We start from the raw sequence: 18,455 nt of genomic DNA, 5'->3' as shown, positions 1-18,455 counted from the left end.
TCTAACCTCCTATCATCGCGCGGTAATCGTCCGCAATGTTCTTCATCGCAATGAACGCGTCGCACTCAGCAGCCCACGCGTCTATGCGGTTGCGCGGGTCTTGGTTCTTCTTGTCCGGCTGAATGTTTCCGTTCACGTCGGTTCGAATGGCGACGTTCGAGCGGCACCATTCGGCAATCGGGTTGGCGTTGTCCACGATGCGCCCTTCCTTGTAGAGCGCCCGAAGCTCCTTCATCGGCATTGACAGCGTTTGCGCGCCCTGAATGACCTTTTGCAGGTTGTCAGCGCCGAAATAGTCTTCGTATGCTTCCACGGTCGGCACGTCGCGCATGTGCCACGGGTCGTAGCCGCAAGAGACGGCATAGATGCCGTACTTGTCCTGAACCTCGGCCACCCAATCCAGAACGTCGCGCTTGTCCATGATGGGCGTTTCGCACGTCCGCATAAGCCCGCGCGCAATCCACGCGTCGTAGGGCACGCCGTCGCGCCCCCCGCGCCGCCCCTCCTTCTCCGCTTGCTCCAACGCGCGAAGCGGAATCCACGCCATGTGCAGCGCGTAGAAGTTCGGATCGTTAGGCCGCTGCATGAGAAGGCAAGCGGCGGTAAGGTCGGTCGTGTCCGCCGCGTCAACGCCGAGCACGGCATACGTAAACGTTCCGTCGCCGGGGTCGAAAGTGGCTTCGTTGTGAATCTCAGACCACGTAAGCCAAGCCTGAGACTGGTTTTCAATGAGGTTGAAATCCTTAACAAGCAGCGTGGGAAGGTATGTCGCATCATCCTTAGCCTTGGAAACGTTCTGTCGAAGAGCCGAAAGCGATTTGATCGTGCCAAGGCCGGGGTTCGCCTTAATCCAAGCGCTTTCGTCTTCCCATTCCTCGCGCTCGTCAAGCTCGAAGATGAACGCGATGAAACGCTCTGCCTTCTCGCCGGTCGCCTTGCCGTCAAGCCATTTGGTCGCGTACTCGTATTGCGCATCGAAGATGCTGTTTCGCACGAAACCGTTAGTCGTGATCTCCAACACGAGCGGCTGGCGGCGCGCAGACGTTCCCTGCATCGTCAGGTCGTAAAGGTCGCGGTTCTTCATCGCGGCCAGCTCGTCCACGATTGCGCCGGAAATGTCCAAGCCGTCAAGATGGTTCGTGTTTGCGCTCAGAGCGCGAATGCTGCCCATGTTCAGATCGCAGTACAAGTCTGCAACCCTCTTGCGGATGTGCTTAGCGAGCGCAGGGCTGGTCTGCACCATGCGCCATGCGTTGTTGAAGCCTTTAGCCGCCTGATCGCGCGCGGTTGCTACGTTATAGACCTCCGGCGCGCCTTCATCGTCGTTAACGAGCAAGTCAAGCTCTATCGCAGACGCAAGCGCGGTCTTTCCGTTCTTGCGTCCCATAATCCAGAGCACTTCGCGGTACTGCCGCACGCCCTCAGCGTCAACGAATCCGAAAACGACGGACAGAATGGCGCGTTGGAAAAGCTCTAGCTTGAAATCGTGCCCCAAGCGCCCGGACGGTAGGCGGCAGAAGCTTTCGATGAAGCGAACATGCTTCTGCGCGTATTCCTCGCGGTAGTGGTACGGATAGAGCGGGTCGGTGTTGTCCATGCCCTGAAGCACGATAGCGGCAACCTGCTTCATCTTGCCGCATGCGGTTATATCGCCGCGCAGGATGCCGCCGAAGTAGTCACGTATGGCGCGCTCGCACGAACCATGCTTGCCGGTCGCTCTAACCGAACCGCGTTTCATTGATGAAGTCAATGAGCGCGTCGGCTGCGGCGGTTCCGTTCGGCATCATGTCGGTTAGCTGCTTAACGCCGCGTGAGAACGTGGTGAACAGCTTGTTGTATGCACTGAATCCGGGATGCTCTCGCAGCCCGGTTTGCCCGCCGCCGTTGTCGTACTCGGTGAAGATGTCTTCGTAGAGCAGATCGGCGCGGGCATCGTCAAGCTTGACTTTCAGAAACGCGAGGTTGGCCAAAAGCGGCATGACGGCTTTTCGCTTTTCGTCGGGGATAGCGCCCTTGGTGATCTCGCGCAGCTTCCGAAGCTCGCTCTCTACGCGCTTCTCCTTGGCAACTCGCCGCTTCGGCGGGCTATTCCCCGCGACTGCGGGCGAAACTTTCGAAGTATTGCCTACTTTTGCCGTCATCGCAAGACCACCCCCTTTCGAAAATCCGTCACGCGCAAGAAATTACCTCCCGGCGTTGGTGCCCTAGGCACCGTCTGCGTTTTTCAGACCGGGGGGATTGTCTCGCGGGTTTACCTGCGGTTTTGCGTCCGCTTTCTCGCGGTCGCCCTGTGTTGTGTCGCGTTTGTGTGTCACTCGCCAAGCGATATCAAATTGCCGTCGCTGTCGAAGGCCAGCCCTTGCCTTGTCGAACCTTGCCTTATCCAACCATGCACCTTCTTATGGCATCGGTCGCATAGGCTAACAAGGTTGCTTGGGTCGGTCGCAATGCTTGGGTCGCTGATGTTCGCTGGCGTAAGCTCGATAATGTGATGCACCATGACTGCGGGCGTGATCTCTCCCTGCTGCAAGCAGTGCTGACATAGGTGAGCGTCGCGCGTCAATGCCGCGTCTCTGGCGCGTTCCCAGTCGGCGGATGCGTAGAAGGCGCGCGAGAAGTCCTTAGCCATGCGCACCCCCTGAGATATGGCGGAGCGTGTAGGATTCGAACCTACGGGCGACAGTGCGCCACACGGTTAGCAACCGTGCGCAATAAGCCACTCTGCCAACGCTCCAAACAAAAAGGCCACGAGCGCAATTGCCCGTGGCCTTACTACCTAATCCACCGTACCGAACTTTAGCATAAGTAGGGAACTGAAGGGAACACCCAATTTTCAGGCGTTCTTGATGTGCGCCCAACCTACGCGGTCGATAAACTCAAACCCAACTTCGCAGAGCTTGCGGCACCACTTCTGCGAACACTGCATGATTTCCGCAATCTCGCCCCATGTCTCGGCTTGGCAGTAATACATGCAGATTGCGTCGGCGTAGTGCGCGCCCTTCATCCTAGCCAAGCCGCCGCGCCCGTCCGAGCCGTAGAGCACTTCGCACGCTTCGTCTAGCGTGCCCTCAGCATCGGCGATGCGCTGCCTAAGCTTGCCCTCGAAGTCGATGCGCTGCGATACGGATTCCATCGGGTCGCTAACGTCTCCGCCACTGCCGCCCGTCTGGTAGCTCTGAGCCTTCGCGCCCTCGCGCGCCTTCATGCGTTCGAGCATTTCCCGCGCCTTGTCGGTCTTCACCACCTCGGCGCGGATGCCCTCGAAATACTCCTTTGCTCTCACATGCCGTCACCGCCAGATCGTGCGCGCTTGCGCTCTTCGCGCCAAAGCTTGAAGGCTTCCCATAGCCCAAGCTTCGCAAGGTCTGTGCTCGGCGGCTGAGCCTTTACCAGCGCCACGCCGTCAATAGAAGCAGCCACAACCTCAGCGCCGATAATGTACTCAGCCACAAGCCCCAGTTCATCGACAAGCACGCGTTCGCAACGCATGAGCGAACCTTTTAGCGGCATCCCCGATAACGACAGGACGGGCGGAATCTGAACGTTCATCTTACGTGCCATAAGCTCGATGTTTTCGGCCATTCCGCGCGTTGCGGTCAGGATTGGATAGCCAGTCTCGTTTGACATTGCGATAAGGCACGTGGTCTTGCCCGTTTGCCTTCCGCCGATGATTGCCAGCATGCCAACCACCTACTCAACGCCCGTGCTGCCGAAGCCGCCTGCGCCGCGCTCGGTGTCGCTCAGCTCATCGACCGGCACAAGCTCACAAGGAACATAAGGCATCACGACAAGTTGGCATACGCGCGTGCCCGCTTCGAGCGTAACCGTCTCGTAGCTCTGGTTGATGAGAGCCGCGCAGACCTCGCCGCGATAGCCGCTGTCGATAACGCCAACACTGTTCGAAAGCGTGATGCCCTGCTTTGCGGCAAGGCCGCTGCGCGGGAACACAAGCCCCACGCATCCGCTCGGAATCTCGACGGCAAGCCCGCAGCCGACAACGCACTTCTGCATTGGTTCGAGCGTGACAGTCTCGGTGATTCGGAGGTCAAGCCCCGCGTCGCCCTCATGTGCATACGTCGGCATGTCGATACCCTCGGCGACCTTCTTTGCGCGCATCTTGCGACCGAGCATGTTAGTTCTCCTTCCGCGCGTGGCGCTTAACGAGCGTGCAGTTATGGGAAGCAACCCAGAAACCGCCCTTTTTCTTTCCAGGCGTGCGAAGTACGACCTTCTGCTTATGGCTCATCGCCACGACCTGAAGCAGCGTGCCGCGATAGGAAACGAGGTCATCGAGGGCGATAAGCGAACCTTCGGAATCGACGGGCTGAGTGTCGAACAGCTCAACCCAAAGCGGCTTGCTCTCATCGGTAGCCGTCGCGCTCGGTTTCGCCTTCCTCTTGAAGAAATCAAACATTAGTGAACCTCCTAAAACGGTATGTCATCGTCGTAAAGGTCGGTCGCTGACGGTTGAACTGGCGCAACGGGCGATGGGTCGCCGGTTGCCATCGCAAGACCGGGTGCGGCTGCGTTCGCTGGTGCTGGCGATTGAGCATCGCGCTTGTACTGCATCAGCTCCACGTCATCAACGCGCACTTCCCAGCGCTTGATGCTCTGGCCGTCCTTCTGGTAGCTTCGCGTGTGGATGCGCCCGATAAGCGAAATCTTGGTGCCCTTACGAAGCCACGGCGCGAGCGCTTCGGCGCGCTTACCGAACATGACGCAATCAGGCCAGTTCGTGTATTCGCCCCATGTGCCGTCGCCGTTCGGCGTTCGCTCGTTGACAGCCAGCGAGAACGAAACGACAGGGTTTCCGCTCTTCGTATAGCGCAGCTCGGCATCTGCGCCGAGATTGCCCGAAAGCGTGATCTTGTTTAGGCTCACTGCGCACCCCCGAACAGCTCGACAAGCGCCGCGCGCTGGTTCGCTCCAAGACCGCGAAGGCGGCGCGATTCGGAAATATGAAGCTTGCGCATGGTCTGCTGCGTGCGGGCGAATCCGTAGCCCGGTGCGGCCTTAATGAGCGTAAAGACCTTCATTCGCGCCACGGTATCATCGGCGCAAGCCATGTTGAGCACGTCGGGCACGCTGTAAGAGCCATCGGCAACGCCCTTCAAGATCGCGGCGCGGCGCTGGCGCGCAGCCTTTGCCTTTTCGAGGTTTTCGCGGCGCTGCTCAGTTGTCAGATTCGGAATCATCTTCGTAGCCTTCCTTCTCGTAGGTGATGTACTCGGTGCCGTGCGTCAGGGTGACGGGCGGCGTGTAGTCCTTCAGGGCATCGTCAACGCTCTGCGTCATGAGCTTGCGTTTGAGCCGTGCCCAGTCATCGTCGTTAAGCTCAATGGTTTTCATCGCACCTCATTTCTTCGTGACGCGGTAGGTGCCGGAAACCCTAATCGCCTTCAGTGACTTCAAGACGTGCTCCGCGTGCTCCTTGCCAACGATGGTCAGCGTTTGGGCGGGAATTCCTGCTTCTCGCGCTCCCACATCCGCTTCAGGGCGGCTTCGGTCTTAGCCAACGTCGCTTGCATTTCCTTGCTCAGCTTCGGCGCGTCAGGCTTGAAATCGAACGTTTGCGGCTCCACTGGCACCCTCCCTTCTCACGATTGCCTGATAATTACTTCTTATCAGGCGCGGGCACTCTTTGCCCGCACCGAAAACGGCGGCTCACCTCGCTTTAGGCGTGTGCCAGCCGCAGCCGCCGAAAACGGCGTTTGGCTCACATTTGGCACACCCCCAATCACGCCGCGCGTCGCTTCGCGTCGGCAAAGAGCCTTGCCGCCTCCGCGTCGCGCCCCGGCATCAGGTGGCCGTAGATGCGAAGCGTTGTCGCCTCGTCTGCGTGACCCAAGCGCTCGGAAAGCGTCTTCAGGTCGCAGCCGTTGGCGATGAGCCACGATGCGTGCGTGTGACGCAGGCTGTGAAACGTGATCTCTTGGGGCAGCTTGCAATCATCGCGTATGCGGCTGAAAGCCTTCGAAACCGTAGACGGGCGCATGTACGACCCGTTTATGGTCACGAGCGGGATTGAAGCCCCCAAGCGCCCCAGAAAGCGGTTCTGCAACTCCACGAACGCCTCAATGCGCGCTATGTCCTCGTCCGTGACGGAGACGTTGCGGCACTTCCTGCCCTTGGTTACGTTCTTGCGATACGGCTTCACCCCCGTCTTCTCGACCACGGTTCCCCCGACGTGCACATAGAGCTGCGAGCGCTTAACTTCGATTCGATGCACGGCGCACACCTCGCCGACGCGCATGCCGGTCACGAGCGAGAACCACGCGGCGAACGCGTAGACGGCGGCGCGGTAGTCCGCCTTCGTCAGAACCTCCTTGCCCAGCGCCTCTTCGAGCTTCGCGTTCAAGTCCCCGAAGTCCCATTCGGTGAGCGCCGCCGCCTCGTGACGCTCGGGCGATGGCTTGGCGACGAAGACAAGCGGGTTGGCTTCGCACACGCCGGCGTCAACGAAATGGTTGTAAGCGCCTCGCAGGAAGTTGTGGACGTTGATAACGCTGTTGCGGCAAAGACCCTGCCCGCCGTCGCCTTTCGGCATCAGCAATCGCTGCTCGAAGCGGTTGAAGTCCATAACGCTCAGATCGCGGGCGTTCGCGGTCTTCAGATAGCGCTCCGCGTAGCGGACGAACAGCCGATAGCTCCTGATGCTGTTCGGGCTTGCGCCGTTGCGCTCGCGCAGCTGCACGTAGTCTTCGAGCAAATCGGTCAGGCGCGCGCTCATAACCGCCCCGTCGGCGGTGAGGTTCGCCGCCCACGTCTCGGCGAGGGCTTGCGCCTCCTCTTCGGTTGCCGCGTGGGGAAACCTTTTGTAGGGGCGTATCGCCTTGCCCGAAGCCGAGCGCCCCAGATACGTTCGGCACTCCCAGATGCCGCCAGCGCCACGCCTGACCTTCACGTTCATACGACCTCTATTCCGATTCCAAGGCGAACGCGCCCCATTGGGCGGCCATCGCGTCGGCTATGCCGGGAAACGTCTTGCTCCGCTCGCGCGAGCGCAGGGCGGGCGGCAGCCCCAAGGTGCCCATGTGCCACGGCGAATCGGTGCCCTTGCCGTTCTTGTACTCGATGACTTCAGGCTCCACGACGTTCGTAGGCTCCAATGCTGGAAGCCCTTTGAGCCAAAGGCACGTCGCCTTGCGCGCCGGGTCGCCGAACATGTACGGGTGGATTATCTGGTCGGGCTTTCGGTAGACATTGCTCATGATGCCGATGGGGTTCTCTATAGCCACCATGGGCACATGGTTCAGCGCCGTGAACGCCAAAAAGAACCCCACGGCGCGCTGCTGCCTGCCGTCGCGCCTCTTCTCTTCGAAGGAAGGCGCTCCCGACACCGCGAGGTGCGTGCAGGGCGGGAAAGCGATGACCATATCCCAGTCCATCTTTGCCACTTCCAGCGCGTCGGCCTGTATGTGCCATTCGGGGTGCCTGCCCGACGTTGGCAGCAGGTCGCAGCTGTACGCCTCTATGCCCCAGCGCCGCATGCGCGATGTTACTGCCTGCGATTCCTCGCAGGCGCACAGGGCGCGAATCGCGTAGCCGCCCATGCTACTTGCCCGCCTTCGAGAAGGCGCGCATCACGCAGACGATGGCGAACGCAACAAAGACCGCGTAGGCGAGAAAGCCGAAGCCGACCCCGAAGAACACGCCGACCGCGATGCTCACGACGAACGCCAGAACGGCGAAGAGAATGATTGCGAGGCACCCGTAAGCTCCCTTTTCGGTGAAATCGTTCATTACAGCCCACCGTCCTCGTTGCGCGCGATGGATGCGTTCGCCCACATAACGCACTCTTCGAGCTTCGTGAAGGCAAGCGACTTCTCGCGGCTGTCGGGGCACTCGTCTTGGATGGCGTAGGCGAGTTTGCGCGCCATCGAGCGCAGAAGCTCGTAACGCGCGGGCTGATCGGGAAGCGGTACGTGGTACTTGAAGTTGTTGTCGATTGTGTTTTTGTCCATATGGAACCTCCTAGAACGAAAGCGCTACAAGCGCTGCTGTCACGCAGAAGAGGGCTACGGCGGTTATCGCCTTGTAGAACCACCAGCCCGCGAAGAAGAGGGCGGCGACCGTCGCAACGGCGGCGATTGCGCAGAGAACGACTTGATACCGCTTCATTGGCCGCCATCCACCACGTCAAGCTCGAACGGCAAGAGCATGTCCGGGTTGATGTAGAGCTTGTACCGGAAGCTTTCAACGTCCACGCCCGAAAGGTCGCGCACCACGTATGTGGTCGTCTCGTTAAGCCCCACGAAGTGCTTTTCGTAAACGTCGCCCGGTTGCGCCACCATTATTTCGAGCTGCGAATCGGCTTCGTCAACCTCGACGGACATGCGGCCTTGCGCGATGAAAAGCACCTCGCCAGTGCAGTTGTCGAACACCGTCAGCTCGCGCACGACCTCGAAGTTTTCCGCTGCCTGAGAGGCTTGTTGCGATGCCACGCTTGCTGCCGTGCAGCCGCATAGAGAAAACGACATCGCCAACGCCGCGACAACTGCAACGCCTTTTACCTTGCCAGTTAACATTGGTCATCTACCTTCCTGCTCATTCCCGCCCTCTATTTCCTCGATCAGGTAATCGACGCACTGGGCGCATTTCTTCAAGTCCTGAACGCCGCCCTTGCGCCGCCAGCGCCACAGGTACTTGAACGCGCAGCCCCACCAGTAGGCGGCCTGCGGCGGCAGCGCGTACTGGTCGCCGCTCATCATCGAGCGCATAGCGTCCATGCACTCGATGGCTCCGTCGCCCGCGTAGTGGCCGGGATGGCTCACGGAATCGCCTTCGGCAAGCTCGGCGAGGCTCCCTGCGTTTTTCGTCTCAATCACGCTTCTTCCTCCTTGTCTCCGCGTGGTGCTTCGCGTCGTATCTCAGATGGCATGGCGCGCACATCGCCATGAGGTTTTCGGGTCTGCAATCCTCGGGGGTGTGGTTCAGGTGAGCCACCGTGAGCGTCCGCCTGTGCGTGTCGAACGGCTCCCCGGGCTTGCGGCACTACTTGCCGCATTTCTGGCAGCGCCAGCCCGCCGAATCCTTGACGCTCCGCGCGATGTTCCGCCAATCGGGCGGGTATCTCTTCCTGTCCATCGGCAACGTCAAGCAGCCCCCTTCATCGGGCATGAACCCTTCTCCTCGCTGATGAGGTAGTCGTATTCCTGACCGAATCCGCAGACCTCTTGCTCTTCGCACTCGCAGCAAGCGACCAGATAGCCCGCCTTGCAGAACGGCGAAGGATGCGAACAGGGCATCAGGTCATCGGCGCTGCAACCGCAGTCGGTGTTGCACAGACCTCCGTAGCCGTTTCCGACAAGCCACTCGTTGAGGATTTCACGAACGTTCGGGTTCTCCATACTTGACACCTCCCTCTGGCGGCGTGTTCGTGGCGTTTATTCGCTTGACCTCCCTGCACTTCCAACAAGCCTTGTACTTGCGGTAACGAACCACCTTCTTGACCCTCAAAGTGCCTTTCTCGTACTCGACGTGCTTCAGCTCCGGGCCGAACCAATCAGTCGGCCTGACGCTGCCGCAGAACGGGCAAGCCATCGTCTCGATTCGGTTCTCGTTGATTCGCGGCATCACACGCACCCCCTTTCGCCCGATTGTGGAAAACTATGTGCAAAGGCTGTTGAAAACTCGTTTTCGACCGTTCGGGTTTTCGCGTTTTCGATGCGCCTGCAAAAGAAGGGGCAAGAAAAGAAACCGTGCTTGTCAGGTTGACTGACAAGCACGAACGGCGGGTTTTGGTTTTGGTTCGAGGAACCAAAACCCGCCTTGTCTTGTTTAGTCTTGTCTTGTCTTATGGTTAGGCGGCCATTTGCGAATGGGTTTAGCCGAACCGAAACCGACGGTTTTTCAATGGGTTTGGAAACCATGCGTTTACACCTCCTGACCTGTCGTTTTGCTCGTAACCGCGTTTTTGCGCGGCCTTCCGCCCTTGCGCCCGTTCGCGCGCTGCTTGCCGAAGTACACGGCGTTGTTTTGCATACGCGAGTTTTTCAAAAACCCTTCTCCGTCGCGTTCGAGAAGCCCTATGTCGAGCAGTTCCGCGACGAACGACTTGCAGCCGTCTATCGCCACGTACTCGTCGAACGCGCCCGCGCTCCCGAAGCCGAGCACGCCCGCGAGAATCAGCGCGTCTTCCTCGGTTTCGAACGCGATCCTGTGGCCTTTGGTTGCCGCCATGTACTCGCACAGCCGCCACCAGCGCCCGTAGCCTTCGAAGCCCCTGCGGTGAACGAGGCGCTGGCACTTAACGTCTTGGAATGCGTTAGCGTCGTGTGGGAAGAAGCTCATAGGCTCTTGCGCGAGCCTTTCGACCTCGCTTGCCATGCAATCACCCCCTGACCTTCCCCGCCGCGCGAACGTCCCCGCGCGCTACTCGTCGCCATCGCCCGAGAGGTCGAGCGCGATTGACTTGCCTACGATGGTGAGAAGCCTGTGCAGCTGCTCCGTGGTCGAAAGGTCTTCCTTGCCGCCATCGTCCAGAAGGTCGCTGCACCAGACCAGAACGCCGCGAACGATTGACAGCAGTTGGGGCATGTCGGCTTCAACCTCCTTGCCGCTCTTGTTGTTGAAGAGGGTCATCGTGCCTCCGACGTGAAAGGTCATGCCTCCGACCTTGGCGATGGTTTCCTTCGCTTCCTTACGCTTCATCTTCTTCCTCCAAATCATCGAAATACGAGTGCTTCACGTAGATGTTCATTTCGGGGTGCCGCTTCAAGAGCCACCGCGCCAGAAGCGGCGTGATGGTGTTGTTGATGCCGTAGACGTGCGGCATGCCCTGATCGTCGTAAAACGTCACGGGGTTGAGCCTCGCGCCGCCCTCGTAGCGCTGCTTTTCTATGAGGTACTTAGTGGATACGCGCAGCCCGCGCGCGTCTATGGCGAGCGCGGTAAGCTCTATCTCGCGCATAGCGTCGGGGTTGAGGCGCATCCATTCCTCGAACAGCTCCAAGTGGTCGCGCGCCTTCAGCGGCAGCGGTCGCGGCTTGCGCTCGTCGCGCATGACGGCTTCGAGAGGGCGGGTGTAGTCATCGGTGTCCATGCCTGCACCTCGCCTCGCGGCTCATGAGCCTTACGAAGGCGCGCTCCGCCTCTTCGCGCGTCGCCGACATGGGCACGGGCAGCGCCTCGCGGCGGCGCACCGAGCCGAAGCGTCGGCTCTCGGGCGTTCCCGCGTCTTCCTCTATGTAGGCAGTCCAGAACCCGTCAGCGTCGCGGTCGAAGTACGCGTAGGGCTTCGCGGCGCTCATTTGGACACCGGCCTGAGCATGTAGACCATGCACGCGACGATGCCCGCGAGGCACGCCACGATGCCGAGGGCGAGCATGCCGCCCGACCCTATGAGCGATTCGAGCTGCGCGCCAGCAGCGTCGGTCGCCGCTATGAGGGCGCTCGCGGCTGCTATAGGCACGATTCCCGTCATGCACGTCGCGGCGAACGCATACAATCCCCAGCGCTTCCAGCGCGGCAGATGCGCTAAACTATCGTCTGTCATTTGGCGGAACCCATTTGACGCGCCCGTTCGGTGTTGCAGCACCGGGCGGGCATCTTCTTTTCGAGCCGCACGCGCGACCTCTCGGCGGCGAACCGGCACCACTGCCGCTGCGCCGCGCTCAGCCGCCGTTGTTTTGGCATTCGTGAAACCACCCCCAAAACCGACGGTTCTAGCTTCGGTTCTCATGTTTTGAAACCTCCGTTTCCGACATACCAGCGAACTTCTCTCGCAGCTTCGGCGCGTTGGACAGAACGGAGCCGGCGTAGCGGACGAACAGACCTTCAATTTCATTGGCAAGAGGTTCGATGATTCCGAAGCGCCCAAGTTCCCCTCTGAACCAAATACCAGCGCACGAAAGGTTCCAACCGTCTGCGCCATGAACATCAAGCCCGAGCGAATCTGTCAGAAACCGCTCATGCTTCAGAACTGCTTTCGTAAGTCGTTTTTCAACGATTTCCACCTTTAGACCTCCTTCGGGAATGCGCATAGATCGTTCGGCGTACAGCCGAGGGCTTCCGAAAGCTTGCACGCCGTTTCGAAAAGCGGAACAGTTTCGCCACGCAGATACTGCCTAATCGAATCAACCGAAACGCCCGACTTATCGGAAAGTTGCTCGGCGTTCATGTCGGCTTCTGCCATAAGGACGCGCAGGCACTTTCTAACAACTTCCTTGAACTCAGGCATATGCCACCTCCCTTCAATAAACGTGATTCACGTTGACAACGCATGACTATAAACGTGTTTCACGTTTTAAGCAAGCGTCTTTTCCGTTTTTTATTGATTGAACTACGTGATTCACGTAGAATAATCAGCATCGAAAGGAGGCGGAGCATGTACAAGCTTCAGCTCAAAGAACTGCGAAGGCGCGCTGGGTTTAAGACGCAAAAGGACATAGCAGACCGCCTAGGGATAAAGGAACGCAAGTACGCGACATGGGAAAGAGAGGAAGTTGCACTCACATTAGAGGATGCCTACAACCTCTCTATTGTTCTTGGATGCACGCCGAATGACTTGTGCGGATGGTATGAAGACCATCCGAGGGAGAATCAAGGCGAAGGTTTATCATCGGAGGAAAGTGAGATTGTGGGGTGCTATCGGCAGAGTACGCCGCAATGGAAGCAAAACATAGCCATGACCGCCCGCGCTGCTGCGGGCGAATCTAAAGAGGCTGCCAAACGTGTTGTATCTACCACCGAAGAAGAGATCACAAAAGGACGAATGGCGATATAGAAGGGAACGATGATGGAAAAAGAAACCGACCTTATTCTGAAGCTATCAAGTGAAGTGTTCGATACCGATCTTGACGAGCAATCGAAAAACGACCTCATGTTCACGTTTTCGCTGATGCAAGAACATAGCATCGACCTAGATGAGTTCGTGGCGAACCTTCATGCGTCCATTGATGCTGCCAAGGCTTCCGCTCCTGAAGTCATTCCAACCATGTTGCTCGTAGCCGCTGATGTAGCGAGGCAATACGCATAGAAAAGCCCCGTGCTGCTTCTTGGCGGTCGCGCACGGGGCGGTGGTCGAATTGAGCATTTGGCAATGCTCGCTTCAAGGAGTGATTTTAACATGGCGAGAAACAGAGCCGCCATATACGCGCGCTTCAGTTCGCATAATCAACGCTCGGAAAGCATCGAGATTCAGGTAGACAACTCGCGCGCGTACTGCGAGAGCGAGGGCTTGCGGGTCGTGCGTGAATACTGCGACTACGCGCAGACGGGGCGAAACGCAGACCGCGCCGAGTTCCAGCACATGATGGCGGACGCGAGACGCGGGCTGTTCGATTTCGTGGTGATCTACAAGGTGACGCGCATCATGCGAAACCGCGACGAAATGGCGCTCGCGCGAATCATGCTTCGCAAGGCCGGTGTCGAAATACTCTACGCGGGCGAAGACATTTCAAGCGGTTCCAGCGGCGTTTTGCAGCTCGGCATGCTCGAAGTTCTGGCGGAATACGAGAGCGCGCTTGACAGCGAGCGCATCAGAGACGGTATCAGGAAGAACGCCCAGCGGTGCATGGCGAACGGGCACACGATGTACGGCTGGGACATCGTAGACGGGTTCTACAGGGTCAACGAGCGCGAAGCGGGCATCATGCGCCGCATGAAGAACATGCTGTTTTCCGGGCATTCGGTGGCGGACATCGCGCGCGCTTTCAAGGACGAGAAGGGGGCGCGGGGAGCCAACTTCAACCAAGACCGCATCACGAAGCTGCTGAAGCGCCCGCAGAACTGCGGAACGTACATGTACGCAGGACACGTGCAAGAGGGCGGCATACCCGCCCTGTGGTCGCAGGCAGAGCAAGACATGATAGCGAGCATACTCAACGACAGGCACAGGCCGCGACGCAAGGTGAACTCGGCTGTCGAGTTCCCGCTGACGGGAAAGCTGTATTGCGCGAGGTGCGGAGCGCCCATGCACGGCACTAGCGGCACGTCAAAAACAGGGGCGACGTATCACTACTATCGCTGCCGCAAGTGCAGGCGCACCGTGAGGCGCGATCTCATAGAGGATACCGTCGTTGATATGACCTACGAGGCCGTGAAGCGCCCCGACGTGCGCCAGCGCATAGCCCAGACGTGGGCTGACTACGAAACCGAAAAAGCCGGCGAAGAGAAACCAGAGAGCTACATCATCAAGAAGGAGCTGCGCCGCATCGACACGACGTTTGACCGCATATGGCAGGCGATAGAGGAAGGCATAGCCCCTCCGGGAGGAAAGGAGCGCACCGACGAGCTTAAGCGCCAGAAAGCCGACCTCGAAGCGCGCCTGCTTGTCGCCGAGCGTTCGGAATCGTTCGCGCCCTCGATTGACGATGTGCTGCTGTGGCTCGATGATCTTGCGAACGACACAACGCCCTTGGAAGTGCTCAACAATTTTGTGCGATTCGTGGAGATAGGCGAGAGCGTGAGGACGTTCTTCATGTTCGATGACCTGCCAGACGATTTCACCCCAGACAAGAAAAAAGCCGAACACCCTTGCTATGAAAGGTGTTCGGCTAATTCTACTGTGGTGGAGATGAAGGGATTCGAACCCTCGGCCCCCACGTTGCGAACGTGATGCTCTCCCAGCTGAGCTACATCCCCACAGGTAGGTGCGCTCTCGCGCGGGGCATTATTCTGCCCGTATCGGCCGCTTTTGTCAAACGCCGTCGTCCGATCCTTTGCAAAATGCACACGAAACAAGGGCGAAGCGAGGACGCGCAGCGCACGCATCACGCATCGAGGGGCCCTTCGTCCTCCGACGCGCTTTCGGACTCTTCCGACTGGCTCTCCGACACGTACGCGAGGATGTCCCCCGGCTGGCACTGGAGCACTTCGCAGAGCATGCCGAGCGTCGAGAACCGAACCGCCTTGATCTTGCCCGTCTTGATGCGGGACAGGTTCACATTGGTGATGCCGACCTTCTCCGCCAGGTCGTTGAGGGAGATGCCCCTGTCGGCCATGAGATCGTTGAGTTTCAGGACAACCGGCATAAGTCCACCTACAGGGTGTCGTCCGAGAACTCTTGCAGAAGGACGCCGTACTTGAACACGAACGAGAACGCGAAGACAACCGCTGCGGCGACAATGGGGAACAAGTTGAGGGTGGGCGTTGATGCCTCCATTTTGCCCGCCACCAAAGGAGAGCTGAAAGTCATCATGAACTCTACAATAGAGTATCCGGCAAGAGCGGTCGCGATAACACGCAACCTTTTCACTTGCGCCATGGTAAACGGAGAGCGCCCCTCCGAAGCATCGGAAAATAACCTGATGAGCATTACGAAAACGACGGCCATCGCAATTCCGCCCAAAACATAGAGGATAAACGATTCCACTGTTATAGCTTGGGACACCTTGACGACATTGAACCCCAAGAAAGCGGCAATCATCAGGCAAGAAGAAGCAAGCCACCAGACGCCCAGCAACGCGAGAATAGCTTTCACCAGCATGCACAATAGTCGACATGCCCGATTTGCCTTAACAAGGGATTCCTCCATTTGCCTGTCTTCTTCGTTGAGAACTTGCATCCTTCACCAGTTTCTTTTCCTCGGATATTCCCCTCCACAAAAAAAGGCCCCTTCATTAGATCATGAAAGGGACCCTTTTGAGGAAAAAAGTGCAAAAGCTTGACGCTTAGAATCCGATAGCAAAGCACTGACCATCCACTGGCCCTATGGGGAAGCAGATGGAGCGCGGGTCGGCTTCACTGTAGAACAGCATATCGTCTCACCTCCTTTGCTTGATCGATGCGGCCATGGCTTGACCCAGCGTGTCGTAGAACGTCTGGGTCATCAGGCAATACGAGTCCTTCGACTTCAGATTGCCCGATTCGAACAGCGAGCGGGCCCTGCAGCCTCCCCCGCAGATTCGCATATAGCGGCACGACGAGCAGCCCTCGTACTCTTGGACGTCGAGGTCGCGAAACATCCGCGACACCTTGGAGCGCAGCGCATCGGCCAGCAAGCCCGTGAAGGCGTTTCCCATCGCGAACTCGGGCCGATGGAGCATGTGGCACGGGTAGACGGTCCCGTCGGCCGCCACGCTCAACGTCCGAAACCCCGCCCCGCACCCGTTGCGCACCGTCAGGTTCACGCCCACCGGCGCGTCCATGGCCGAAAGGGGCTTGCCGCCGCCCAGCGTAAGAAGGCTGCGACCGAGGGCGCGCAGCTCCTCCTCCCCCGGCAGCAGCGAGGCCAGCTCGCCCTCGGGTTCGCAGGAGAGCAGGCTAAAATTAAGCGAGGCGCCCAGATCTTCTGCGAGCCGGACGTATTCGGGCAGCTCGCCGACGTTTTTCGCATGCGCGGTGGGAATGATGTGCGCCGGGATGCCCGCCTTGCGCACGCGGCGAACCGCGTCCGCCAGCTCCTCGAATCGCTGCGCGCCCCGGATGGGGGCGGGCGCGTCCGCCGAGCAGCCGTCGAAGGAGACCGACACGCAATCGACATGCGGGGCAAGGCGCTCCAAGGCCGCGTCGCTTATGCAGGTGCCGTTCGACAGCACCGTCACGTTCGCGATGCCCGCCCGCTTCGCATGCGCGGCGATGTCGGGAAGGTCCTCACGCAGAAACGGCTCCCCGCCCGACACGATCACCCGCGCCGCGCCGGCCTGCGCCAGCTCGTCAACGGCGTGCAGCACATCGTCCAGCGGGGCGTCGGCAAGCGCGTTTCGCTGAGCATCGAGGGAATAGCACCCCGCGCACGCCAGGTTGCAGCGCTGCGTCACATGCAGATACGCCGAGGCAACCTTGTCGTCCTGCAAAGGACGGTCGAAGAACCCGCCTCTGACCAAATGCTCGAGCAGCGCGGGGTCGACGGCCGACACATCCTGCTCGGGTACGTCCTCTTCGAACATGCGAGCGCACACGGCGGCGCCCTGCTCGCTCAGCCCGATCACGTAGCCCGTGGACAGGCAGCCCACCAAGGGAATGCCCGCGAAATCGAACATCACAACCTTGTCGTCAAATCTCATGCGGGCTCCTCGTCAGACCAGATCGCTCCTCTTAAGAAGAATTATGGTGGCGCCCCCCTTCGCGCCAAAGGAAAAAGGGATACGCACCTTCAATCAAACGTTGCAGCACTCCTTGCCAAACTGTGATAAATGATCCAGAAACGTATCCATGCGGTTACACTTCAAACCACCTTTTCCATCTGGGGGTTCCTCTCGCTCCAATCCCCCATCGAAACGCGACACTCATTTAATGTTTTATGATAAATTTTGCACGGCAGCTTTTGGAAGGCGAGACGGAAGATCGGACGTTCGTGAACATCAACCAGCTGGAATACTTCGTGACCGTCATGGAGTGCGGGAACTTCTCCATGGCGGCGAAGAGGCTCTTCGTGACGCCGCAAGCGGTCTCCAAATCGATCGGCGACCTCGAGCGGGAGCTTCATGTGCAGCTGTGCGAGAAAACCGGACGCAGCATAGAGCCCACGGCGTTCGGACGCGTGTTCTCGCTGCGGGCTTCCGAAGTGCTGTCGTGCCTTGCGGACCTTGAAACGCTTGCGAAAAGCCAGTCGCAAGCGCAGTCGCAGGAAGGAGCGATCTCTTTGGCGGTGGCGCACTCGACATGCCGCGGCAACGTGCTGAAAGACGGGGATTTCTCCCTGTTCAGAAAAACGTACCCGCGCATCGAGCTTTCGGTGTCGTTCCGCGCGAGCGGAGCGTGCCTGGCCGCCGTGGAGGACGGCGCCGTGGATGCCGCCGTGATTTTGGGCCGAGCGAACAGGGAGGGGCTCACATGCATCAAGCTTCATTCCATACCGCCGCACGTGATGCTGTCCGAGCGCCATCCGCTGGCTTCGAAGAAATCGCTGACCTTGGAGGATCTGCGCGGCGTGCCCATCGCCGAGCCGGAGGATCTGCGCTGCTGCCGGAGCACGGTGACCGAGCATTTCCGCGCAAAGGGGATCGAGCCGCTCTACGTGCCGCTGGACCCGACGCCCGCAAGGCAGAAGGATTTCCTCGACAAGGAACGCGGCGCGATGTTCGTGGTGGCGGACCCCTCCTTGAGGAAAGCCCACCCCGCATCCGTGGTGCGACCCGTCGCGCCCGAGGACATAGCGCCGGTGCCGCTGTGTTTTGTCAGATCGAACAACGACGGCAAGCCTTTGCTGCACCTCGAGCACTATCTGCTAGGAACGGCAACGCGCCTGCGGCGAAAGCGCGCTTAGCGCAACCCGCACGCTCGCCCCGTTGCCGCACGTACGAAGGAAGGGAACGCCATGAAAGCCTTTTCTGACCCCGAGCTCAACCTCCACCTCATCGAGCTTTCCAAAACCATCGCCGCGCTGTTCGATTCCGCCCGCTCTCCGCAGGACGTTCCGTCGTTGCGCGACGACGCGCTTCGCGCGGTGAGCGAGCAATCGGACGAGGCTCGCAAGCGCATCGCGCGCCAGCCTCCCAAAAGATAGGGGCTGCCCGCAACCGGATCCCAAGGGCCGGGCGAACGTCGGCGGGAGCGGGCGGGTCCGCTCC

The 18,455-nt window shown here is 59.5% G+C and carries 35 protein-coding genes and 2 tRNA genes; 5 read left to right on the top strand and 32 right to left on the bottom strand.

Annotated elements, in window-relative coordinates; all coding sequences use genetic code 11:
• Position 1 precedes the first annotated feature (1 nt).
• The 28 genes from ACWKY3_RS02750 to ACWKY3_RS02615 all read right to left on the bottom strand — a co-directional run bounded on the left by ACWKY3_RS02750 (position 2) and on the right by ACWKY3_RS02615 (position 12,181).
• The gene (locus tag ACWKY3_RS02750) at positions 2-1,738 is read right to left on the bottom strand and encodes a terminase large subunit (RefSeq protein WP_449314893.1); all 1,737 of its coding nucleotides are present in this window, start codon (positions 1,736-1,738) and stop codon (positions 2-4) included.
• The gene (locus ACWKY3_RS02745; RefSeq protein WP_195495903.1) at positions 1,719-2,141 is read right to left on the bottom strand and encodes a hypothetical protein; all 423 of its coding nucleotides are present in this window, start codon (positions 2,139-2,141) and stop codon (positions 1,719-1,721) included. The genes ACWKY3_RS02750 and ACWKY3_RS02745 overlap by 20 nt, the downstream gene beginning before the upstream one ends.
• Before the next feature lie 170 nt (positions 2,142-2,311).
• Positions 2,312-2,629 carry an HNH endonuclease gene (locus tag ACWKY3_RS02740; RefSeq protein ID WP_022386155.1) on the bottom strand — a complete coding sequence of 106 codons (318 nt, stop codon included), beginning with the start codon at positions 2,627-2,629 and terminating at the stop codon, positions 2,312-2,314.
• 17 nt (positions 2,630-2,646) lie between these two features.
• Positions 2,647-2,734 (bottom strand) — tRNA-Ser (locus ACWKY3_RS02735).
• Between the two features lie 99 nt (positions 2,735-2,833).
• Entirely contained in the window at positions 2,834-3,283 is a 450-nt protein-coding gene (locus ACWKY3_RS02730) for a hypothetical protein (protein WP_346976001.1), read from the bottom strand.
• Positions 3,280-3,681, bottom strand: a complete 402-nt coding sequence (locus ACWKY3_RS02725; protein ID WP_346976002.1) for a hypothetical protein — start codon at positions 3,679-3,681, stop codon at positions 3,280-3,282. The genes ACWKY3_RS02730 and ACWKY3_RS02725 overlap by 4 nt, the downstream gene beginning before the upstream one ends.
• Before the next feature lie 9 nt (positions 3,682-3,690).
• Positions 3,691-4,131, bottom strand: a complete 441-nt coding sequence (gene dut, locus ACWKY3_RS02720; RefSeq protein WP_449314892.1) for a dUTP diphosphatase — start codon at positions 4,129-4,131, stop codon at positions 3,691-3,693.
• Between the two features lies 1 nt (position 4,132).
• Entirely contained in the window at positions 4,133-4,414 is a 282-nt protein-coding gene (locus ACWKY3_RS02715) for a hypothetical protein (RefSeq protein ID WP_449314891.1), read from the bottom strand.
• 11 nt (positions 4,415-4,425) lie between these two features.
• Positions 4,426-4,881: a single-stranded DNA-binding protein gene (locus ACWKY3_RS02710; RefSeq protein ID WP_449314890.1), complete on the bottom strand. Its 456-nt coding sequence runs from the start codon at positions 4,879-4,881 to the stop codon at positions 4,426-4,428.
• Positions 4,878-5,195 carry an integration host factor, actinobacterial type gene (mihF, locus tag ACWKY3_RS02705; protein ID WP_412668401.1) on the bottom strand — a complete coding sequence of 106 codons (318 nt, stop codon included), beginning with the start codon at positions 5,193-5,195 and terminating at the stop codon, positions 4,878-4,880. Before mihF ends, ACWKY3_RS02710 begins: the two co-directional genes overlap by 4 nt.
• Positions 5,173-5,349, bottom strand: a complete 177-nt coding sequence (locus tag ACWKY3_RS02700) for a hypothetical protein (protein WP_449314889.1) — start codon at positions 5,347-5,349, stop codon at positions 5,173-5,175. Before ACWKY3_RS02700 ends, mihF begins: the two co-directional genes overlap by 23 nt.
• 95 nt (positions 5,350-5,444) lie before the next feature.
• Positions 5,445-5,582 carry a hypothetical protein gene (locus ACWKY3_RS02695; RefSeq protein WP_449314888.1) on the bottom strand — a complete coding sequence of 46 codons (138 nt, stop codon included), beginning with the start codon at positions 5,580-5,582 and terminating at the stop codon, positions 5,445-5,447.
• Between the two features lie 155 nt (positions 5,583-5,737).
• Positions 5,738-6,910 (bottom strand): tyrosine-type recombinase/integrase, encoded by a 1,173-nt coding sequence (locus ACWKY3_RS02690; RefSeq protein WP_449314887.1) that lies wholly within the window; start codon positions 6,908-6,910, stop codon positions 5,738-5,740.
• A gap of 7 nt (positions 6,911-6,917) precedes the next feature.
• A complete protein-coding gene (locus ACWKY3_RS02685) occupies positions 6,918-7,553 on the bottom strand; it encodes a hypothetical protein (RefSeq protein WP_449314886.1) in 636 nt (211 codons plus the stop codon).
• Between the two features lies 1 nt (position 7,554).
• Complete coding sequence (locus tag ACWKY3_RS02680; protein ID WP_449314885.1) at positions 7,555-7,743, bottom strand: hypothetical protein; 189 nt, start codon at positions 7,741-7,743, stop codon at positions 7,555-7,557.
• On the bottom strand, positions 7,743-7,964 hold the full coding sequence (locus ACWKY3_RS02675; protein WP_449314884.1) for an Acb2/Tad1 domain-containing protein: 222 nt from the start codon (positions 7,962-7,964) through the stop codon (positions 7,743-7,745). The genes ACWKY3_RS02680 and ACWKY3_RS02675 overlap by 1 nt, the downstream gene beginning before the upstream one ends.
• Positions 7,965-7,974: 10 nt before the next feature.
• On the bottom strand, positions 7,975-8,121 hold the full coding sequence (locus tag ACWKY3_RS02670) for a hypothetical protein (protein WP_449314883.1): 147 nt from the start codon (positions 8,119-8,121) through the stop codon (positions 7,975-7,977).
• Entirely contained in the window at positions 8,118-8,528 is a 411-nt protein-coding gene (locus ACWKY3_RS02665) for a beta-sandwich lipoprotein (protein ID WP_449314882.1), read from the bottom strand. The genes ACWKY3_RS02670 and ACWKY3_RS02665 overlap by 4 nt, the downstream gene beginning before the upstream one ends.
• 3 nt (positions 8,529-8,531) lie before the next feature.
• Complete coding sequence (locus ACWKY3_RS02660; RefSeq protein WP_449314881.1) at positions 8,532-8,828, bottom strand: DUF3310 domain-containing protein; 297 nt, start codon at positions 8,826-8,828, stop codon at positions 8,532-8,534.
• Positions 8,829-9,095: 267 nt separating this feature from the next.
• Positions 9,096-9,350, bottom strand: coding sequence for a hypothetical protein (locus ACWKY3_RS02655; RefSeq protein WP_449314880.1), 255 nt, complete (start codon positions 9,348-9,350; stop codon positions 9,096-9,098).
• A complete protein-coding gene (locus ACWKY3_RS02650) occupies positions 9,328-9,576 on the bottom strand; it encodes a hypothetical protein (RefSeq protein WP_449314879.1) in 249 nt (82 codons plus the stop codon). The genes ACWKY3_RS02655 and ACWKY3_RS02650 overlap by 23 nt, the downstream gene beginning before the upstream one ends.
• Positions 9,577-9,876: 300 nt before the next feature.
• Positions 9,877-10,329, bottom strand: a complete 453-nt coding sequence (locus tag ACWKY3_RS02645; RefSeq protein ID WP_449314878.1) for a Lin1244/Lin1753 domain-containing protein — start codon at positions 10,327-10,329, stop codon at positions 9,877-9,879.
• 45 nt (positions 10,330-10,374) lie between these two features.
• On the bottom strand, positions 10,375-10,653 hold the full coding sequence (locus tag ACWKY3_RS02640) for a hypothetical protein (protein WP_449314877.1): 279 nt from the start codon (positions 10,651-10,653) through the stop codon (positions 10,375-10,377).
• On the bottom strand, positions 10,643-11,044 hold the full coding sequence (locus tag ACWKY3_RS02635) for a hypothetical protein (protein ID WP_449314876.1): 402 nt from the start codon (positions 11,042-11,044) through the stop codon (positions 10,643-10,645). Before ACWKY3_RS02635 ends, ACWKY3_RS02640 begins: the two co-directional genes overlap by 11 nt.
• Positions 11,031-11,252: a hypothetical protein gene (locus ACWKY3_RS02630; RefSeq protein WP_449314875.1), complete on the bottom strand. Its 222-nt coding sequence runs from the start codon at positions 11,250-11,252 to the stop codon at positions 11,031-11,033. The genes ACWKY3_RS02635 and ACWKY3_RS02630 overlap by 14 nt, the downstream gene beginning before the upstream one ends.
• Positions 11,249-11,497, bottom strand: a complete 249-nt coding sequence (locus ACWKY3_RS02625) for a hypothetical protein (RefSeq protein ID WP_449314874.1) — start codon at positions 11,495-11,497, stop codon at positions 11,249-11,251. Before ACWKY3_RS02625 ends, ACWKY3_RS02630 begins: the two co-directional genes overlap by 4 nt.
• Positions 11,498-11,666: 169 nt before the next feature.
• Entirely contained in the window at positions 11,667-11,957 is a 291-nt protein-coding gene (locus tag ACWKY3_RS02620) for a hypothetical protein (protein WP_449314873.1), read from the bottom strand.
• 2 nt (positions 11,958-11,959) lie between these two features.
• Positions 11,960-12,181 (bottom strand): helix-turn-helix domain-containing protein, encoded by a 222-nt coding sequence (locus ACWKY3_RS02615; protein ID WP_449314872.1) that lies wholly within the window; start codon positions 12,179-12,181, stop codon positions 11,960-11,962.
• A 147-nt stretch (positions 12,182-12,328) separates the two neighbouring features.
• Between ACWKY3_RS02615 and ACWKY3_RS02610 the strand changes: the two genes are divergently transcribed.
• From ACWKY3_RS02610 to ACWKY3_RS02600, 3 genes are all read left to right on the top strand, one after another.
• A complete protein-coding gene (locus tag ACWKY3_RS02610; protein ID WP_449314871.1) occupies positions 12,329-12,727 on the top strand; it encodes a helix-turn-helix transcriptional regulator in 399 nt (132 codons plus the stop codon).
• Between the two features lie 12 nt (positions 12,728-12,739).
• A complete protein-coding gene (locus ACWKY3_RS02605; RefSeq protein WP_449314870.1) occupies positions 12,740-12,979 on the top strand; it encodes a hypothetical protein in 240 nt (79 codons plus the stop codon).
• Between the two features lie 63 nt (positions 12,980-13,042).
• Complete coding sequence (locus ACWKY3_RS02600; protein ID WP_449314910.1) at positions 13,043-14,560, top strand: recombinase family protein; 1,518 nt, start codon at positions 13,043-13,045, stop codon at positions 14,558-14,560.
• On the opposite strand, the gene ACWKY3_RS02595 is transcribed toward ACWKY3_RS02600, so the two are convergent.
• From ACWKY3_RS02595 to ACWKY3_RS02580, 4 genes are all read right to left on the bottom strand, one after another.
• Positions 14,511-14,586 (bottom strand) — tRNA-Ala (locus tag ACWKY3_RS02595). The genes ACWKY3_RS02600 and ACWKY3_RS02595 overlap by 50 nt on opposite strands.
• Before the next feature lie 128 nt (positions 14,587-14,714).
• Positions 14,715-14,975, bottom strand: coding sequence for a helix-turn-helix domain-containing protein (locus ACWKY3_RS02590; RefSeq protein ID WP_449314869.1), 261 nt, complete (start codon positions 14,973-14,975; stop codon positions 14,715-14,717).
• 8 nt (positions 14,976-14,983) lie between these two features.
• Positions 14,984-15,508 (bottom strand): hypothetical protein, encoded by a 525-nt coding sequence (locus ACWKY3_RS02585; protein ID WP_449314868.1) that lies wholly within the window; start codon positions 15,506-15,508, stop codon positions 14,984-14,986.
• Between the two features lie 199 nt (positions 15,509-15,707).
• Positions 15,708-16,949 carry a radical SAM protein gene (locus tag ACWKY3_RS02580; RefSeq protein WP_449314867.1) on the bottom strand — a complete coding sequence of 414 codons (1,242 nt, stop codon included), beginning with the start codon at positions 16,947-16,949 and terminating at the stop codon, positions 15,708-15,710.
• Between the two features lie 290 nt (positions 16,950-17,239).
• Between ACWKY3_RS02580 and ACWKY3_RS02575 the strand changes: the two genes are divergently transcribed.
• Together ACWKY3_RS02575 and ACWKY3_RS02570 are read left to right on the top strand one after the other, a co-directional pair.
• Positions 17,240-18,151, top strand: coding sequence for a LysR family transcriptional regulator (locus ACWKY3_RS02575; RefSeq protein WP_449314866.1), 912 nt, complete (start codon positions 17,240-17,242; stop codon positions 18,149-18,151).
• Between the two features lie 51 nt (positions 18,152-18,202).
• Positions 18,203-18,391, top strand: a complete 189-nt coding sequence (locus ACWKY3_RS02570) for a hypothetical protein (RefSeq protein ID WP_449314865.1) — start codon at positions 18,203-18,205, stop codon at positions 18,389-18,391.
• Positions 18,392-18,455: the final 64 nt, after the last annotated feature.

Source organism: Rubneribacter sp. (assembly GCF_965361815.1).
The sequence above is the reverse complement of the archived record's forward strand: the minus strand, read 5'-3'. Positions and strand labels throughout refer to the sequence as shown.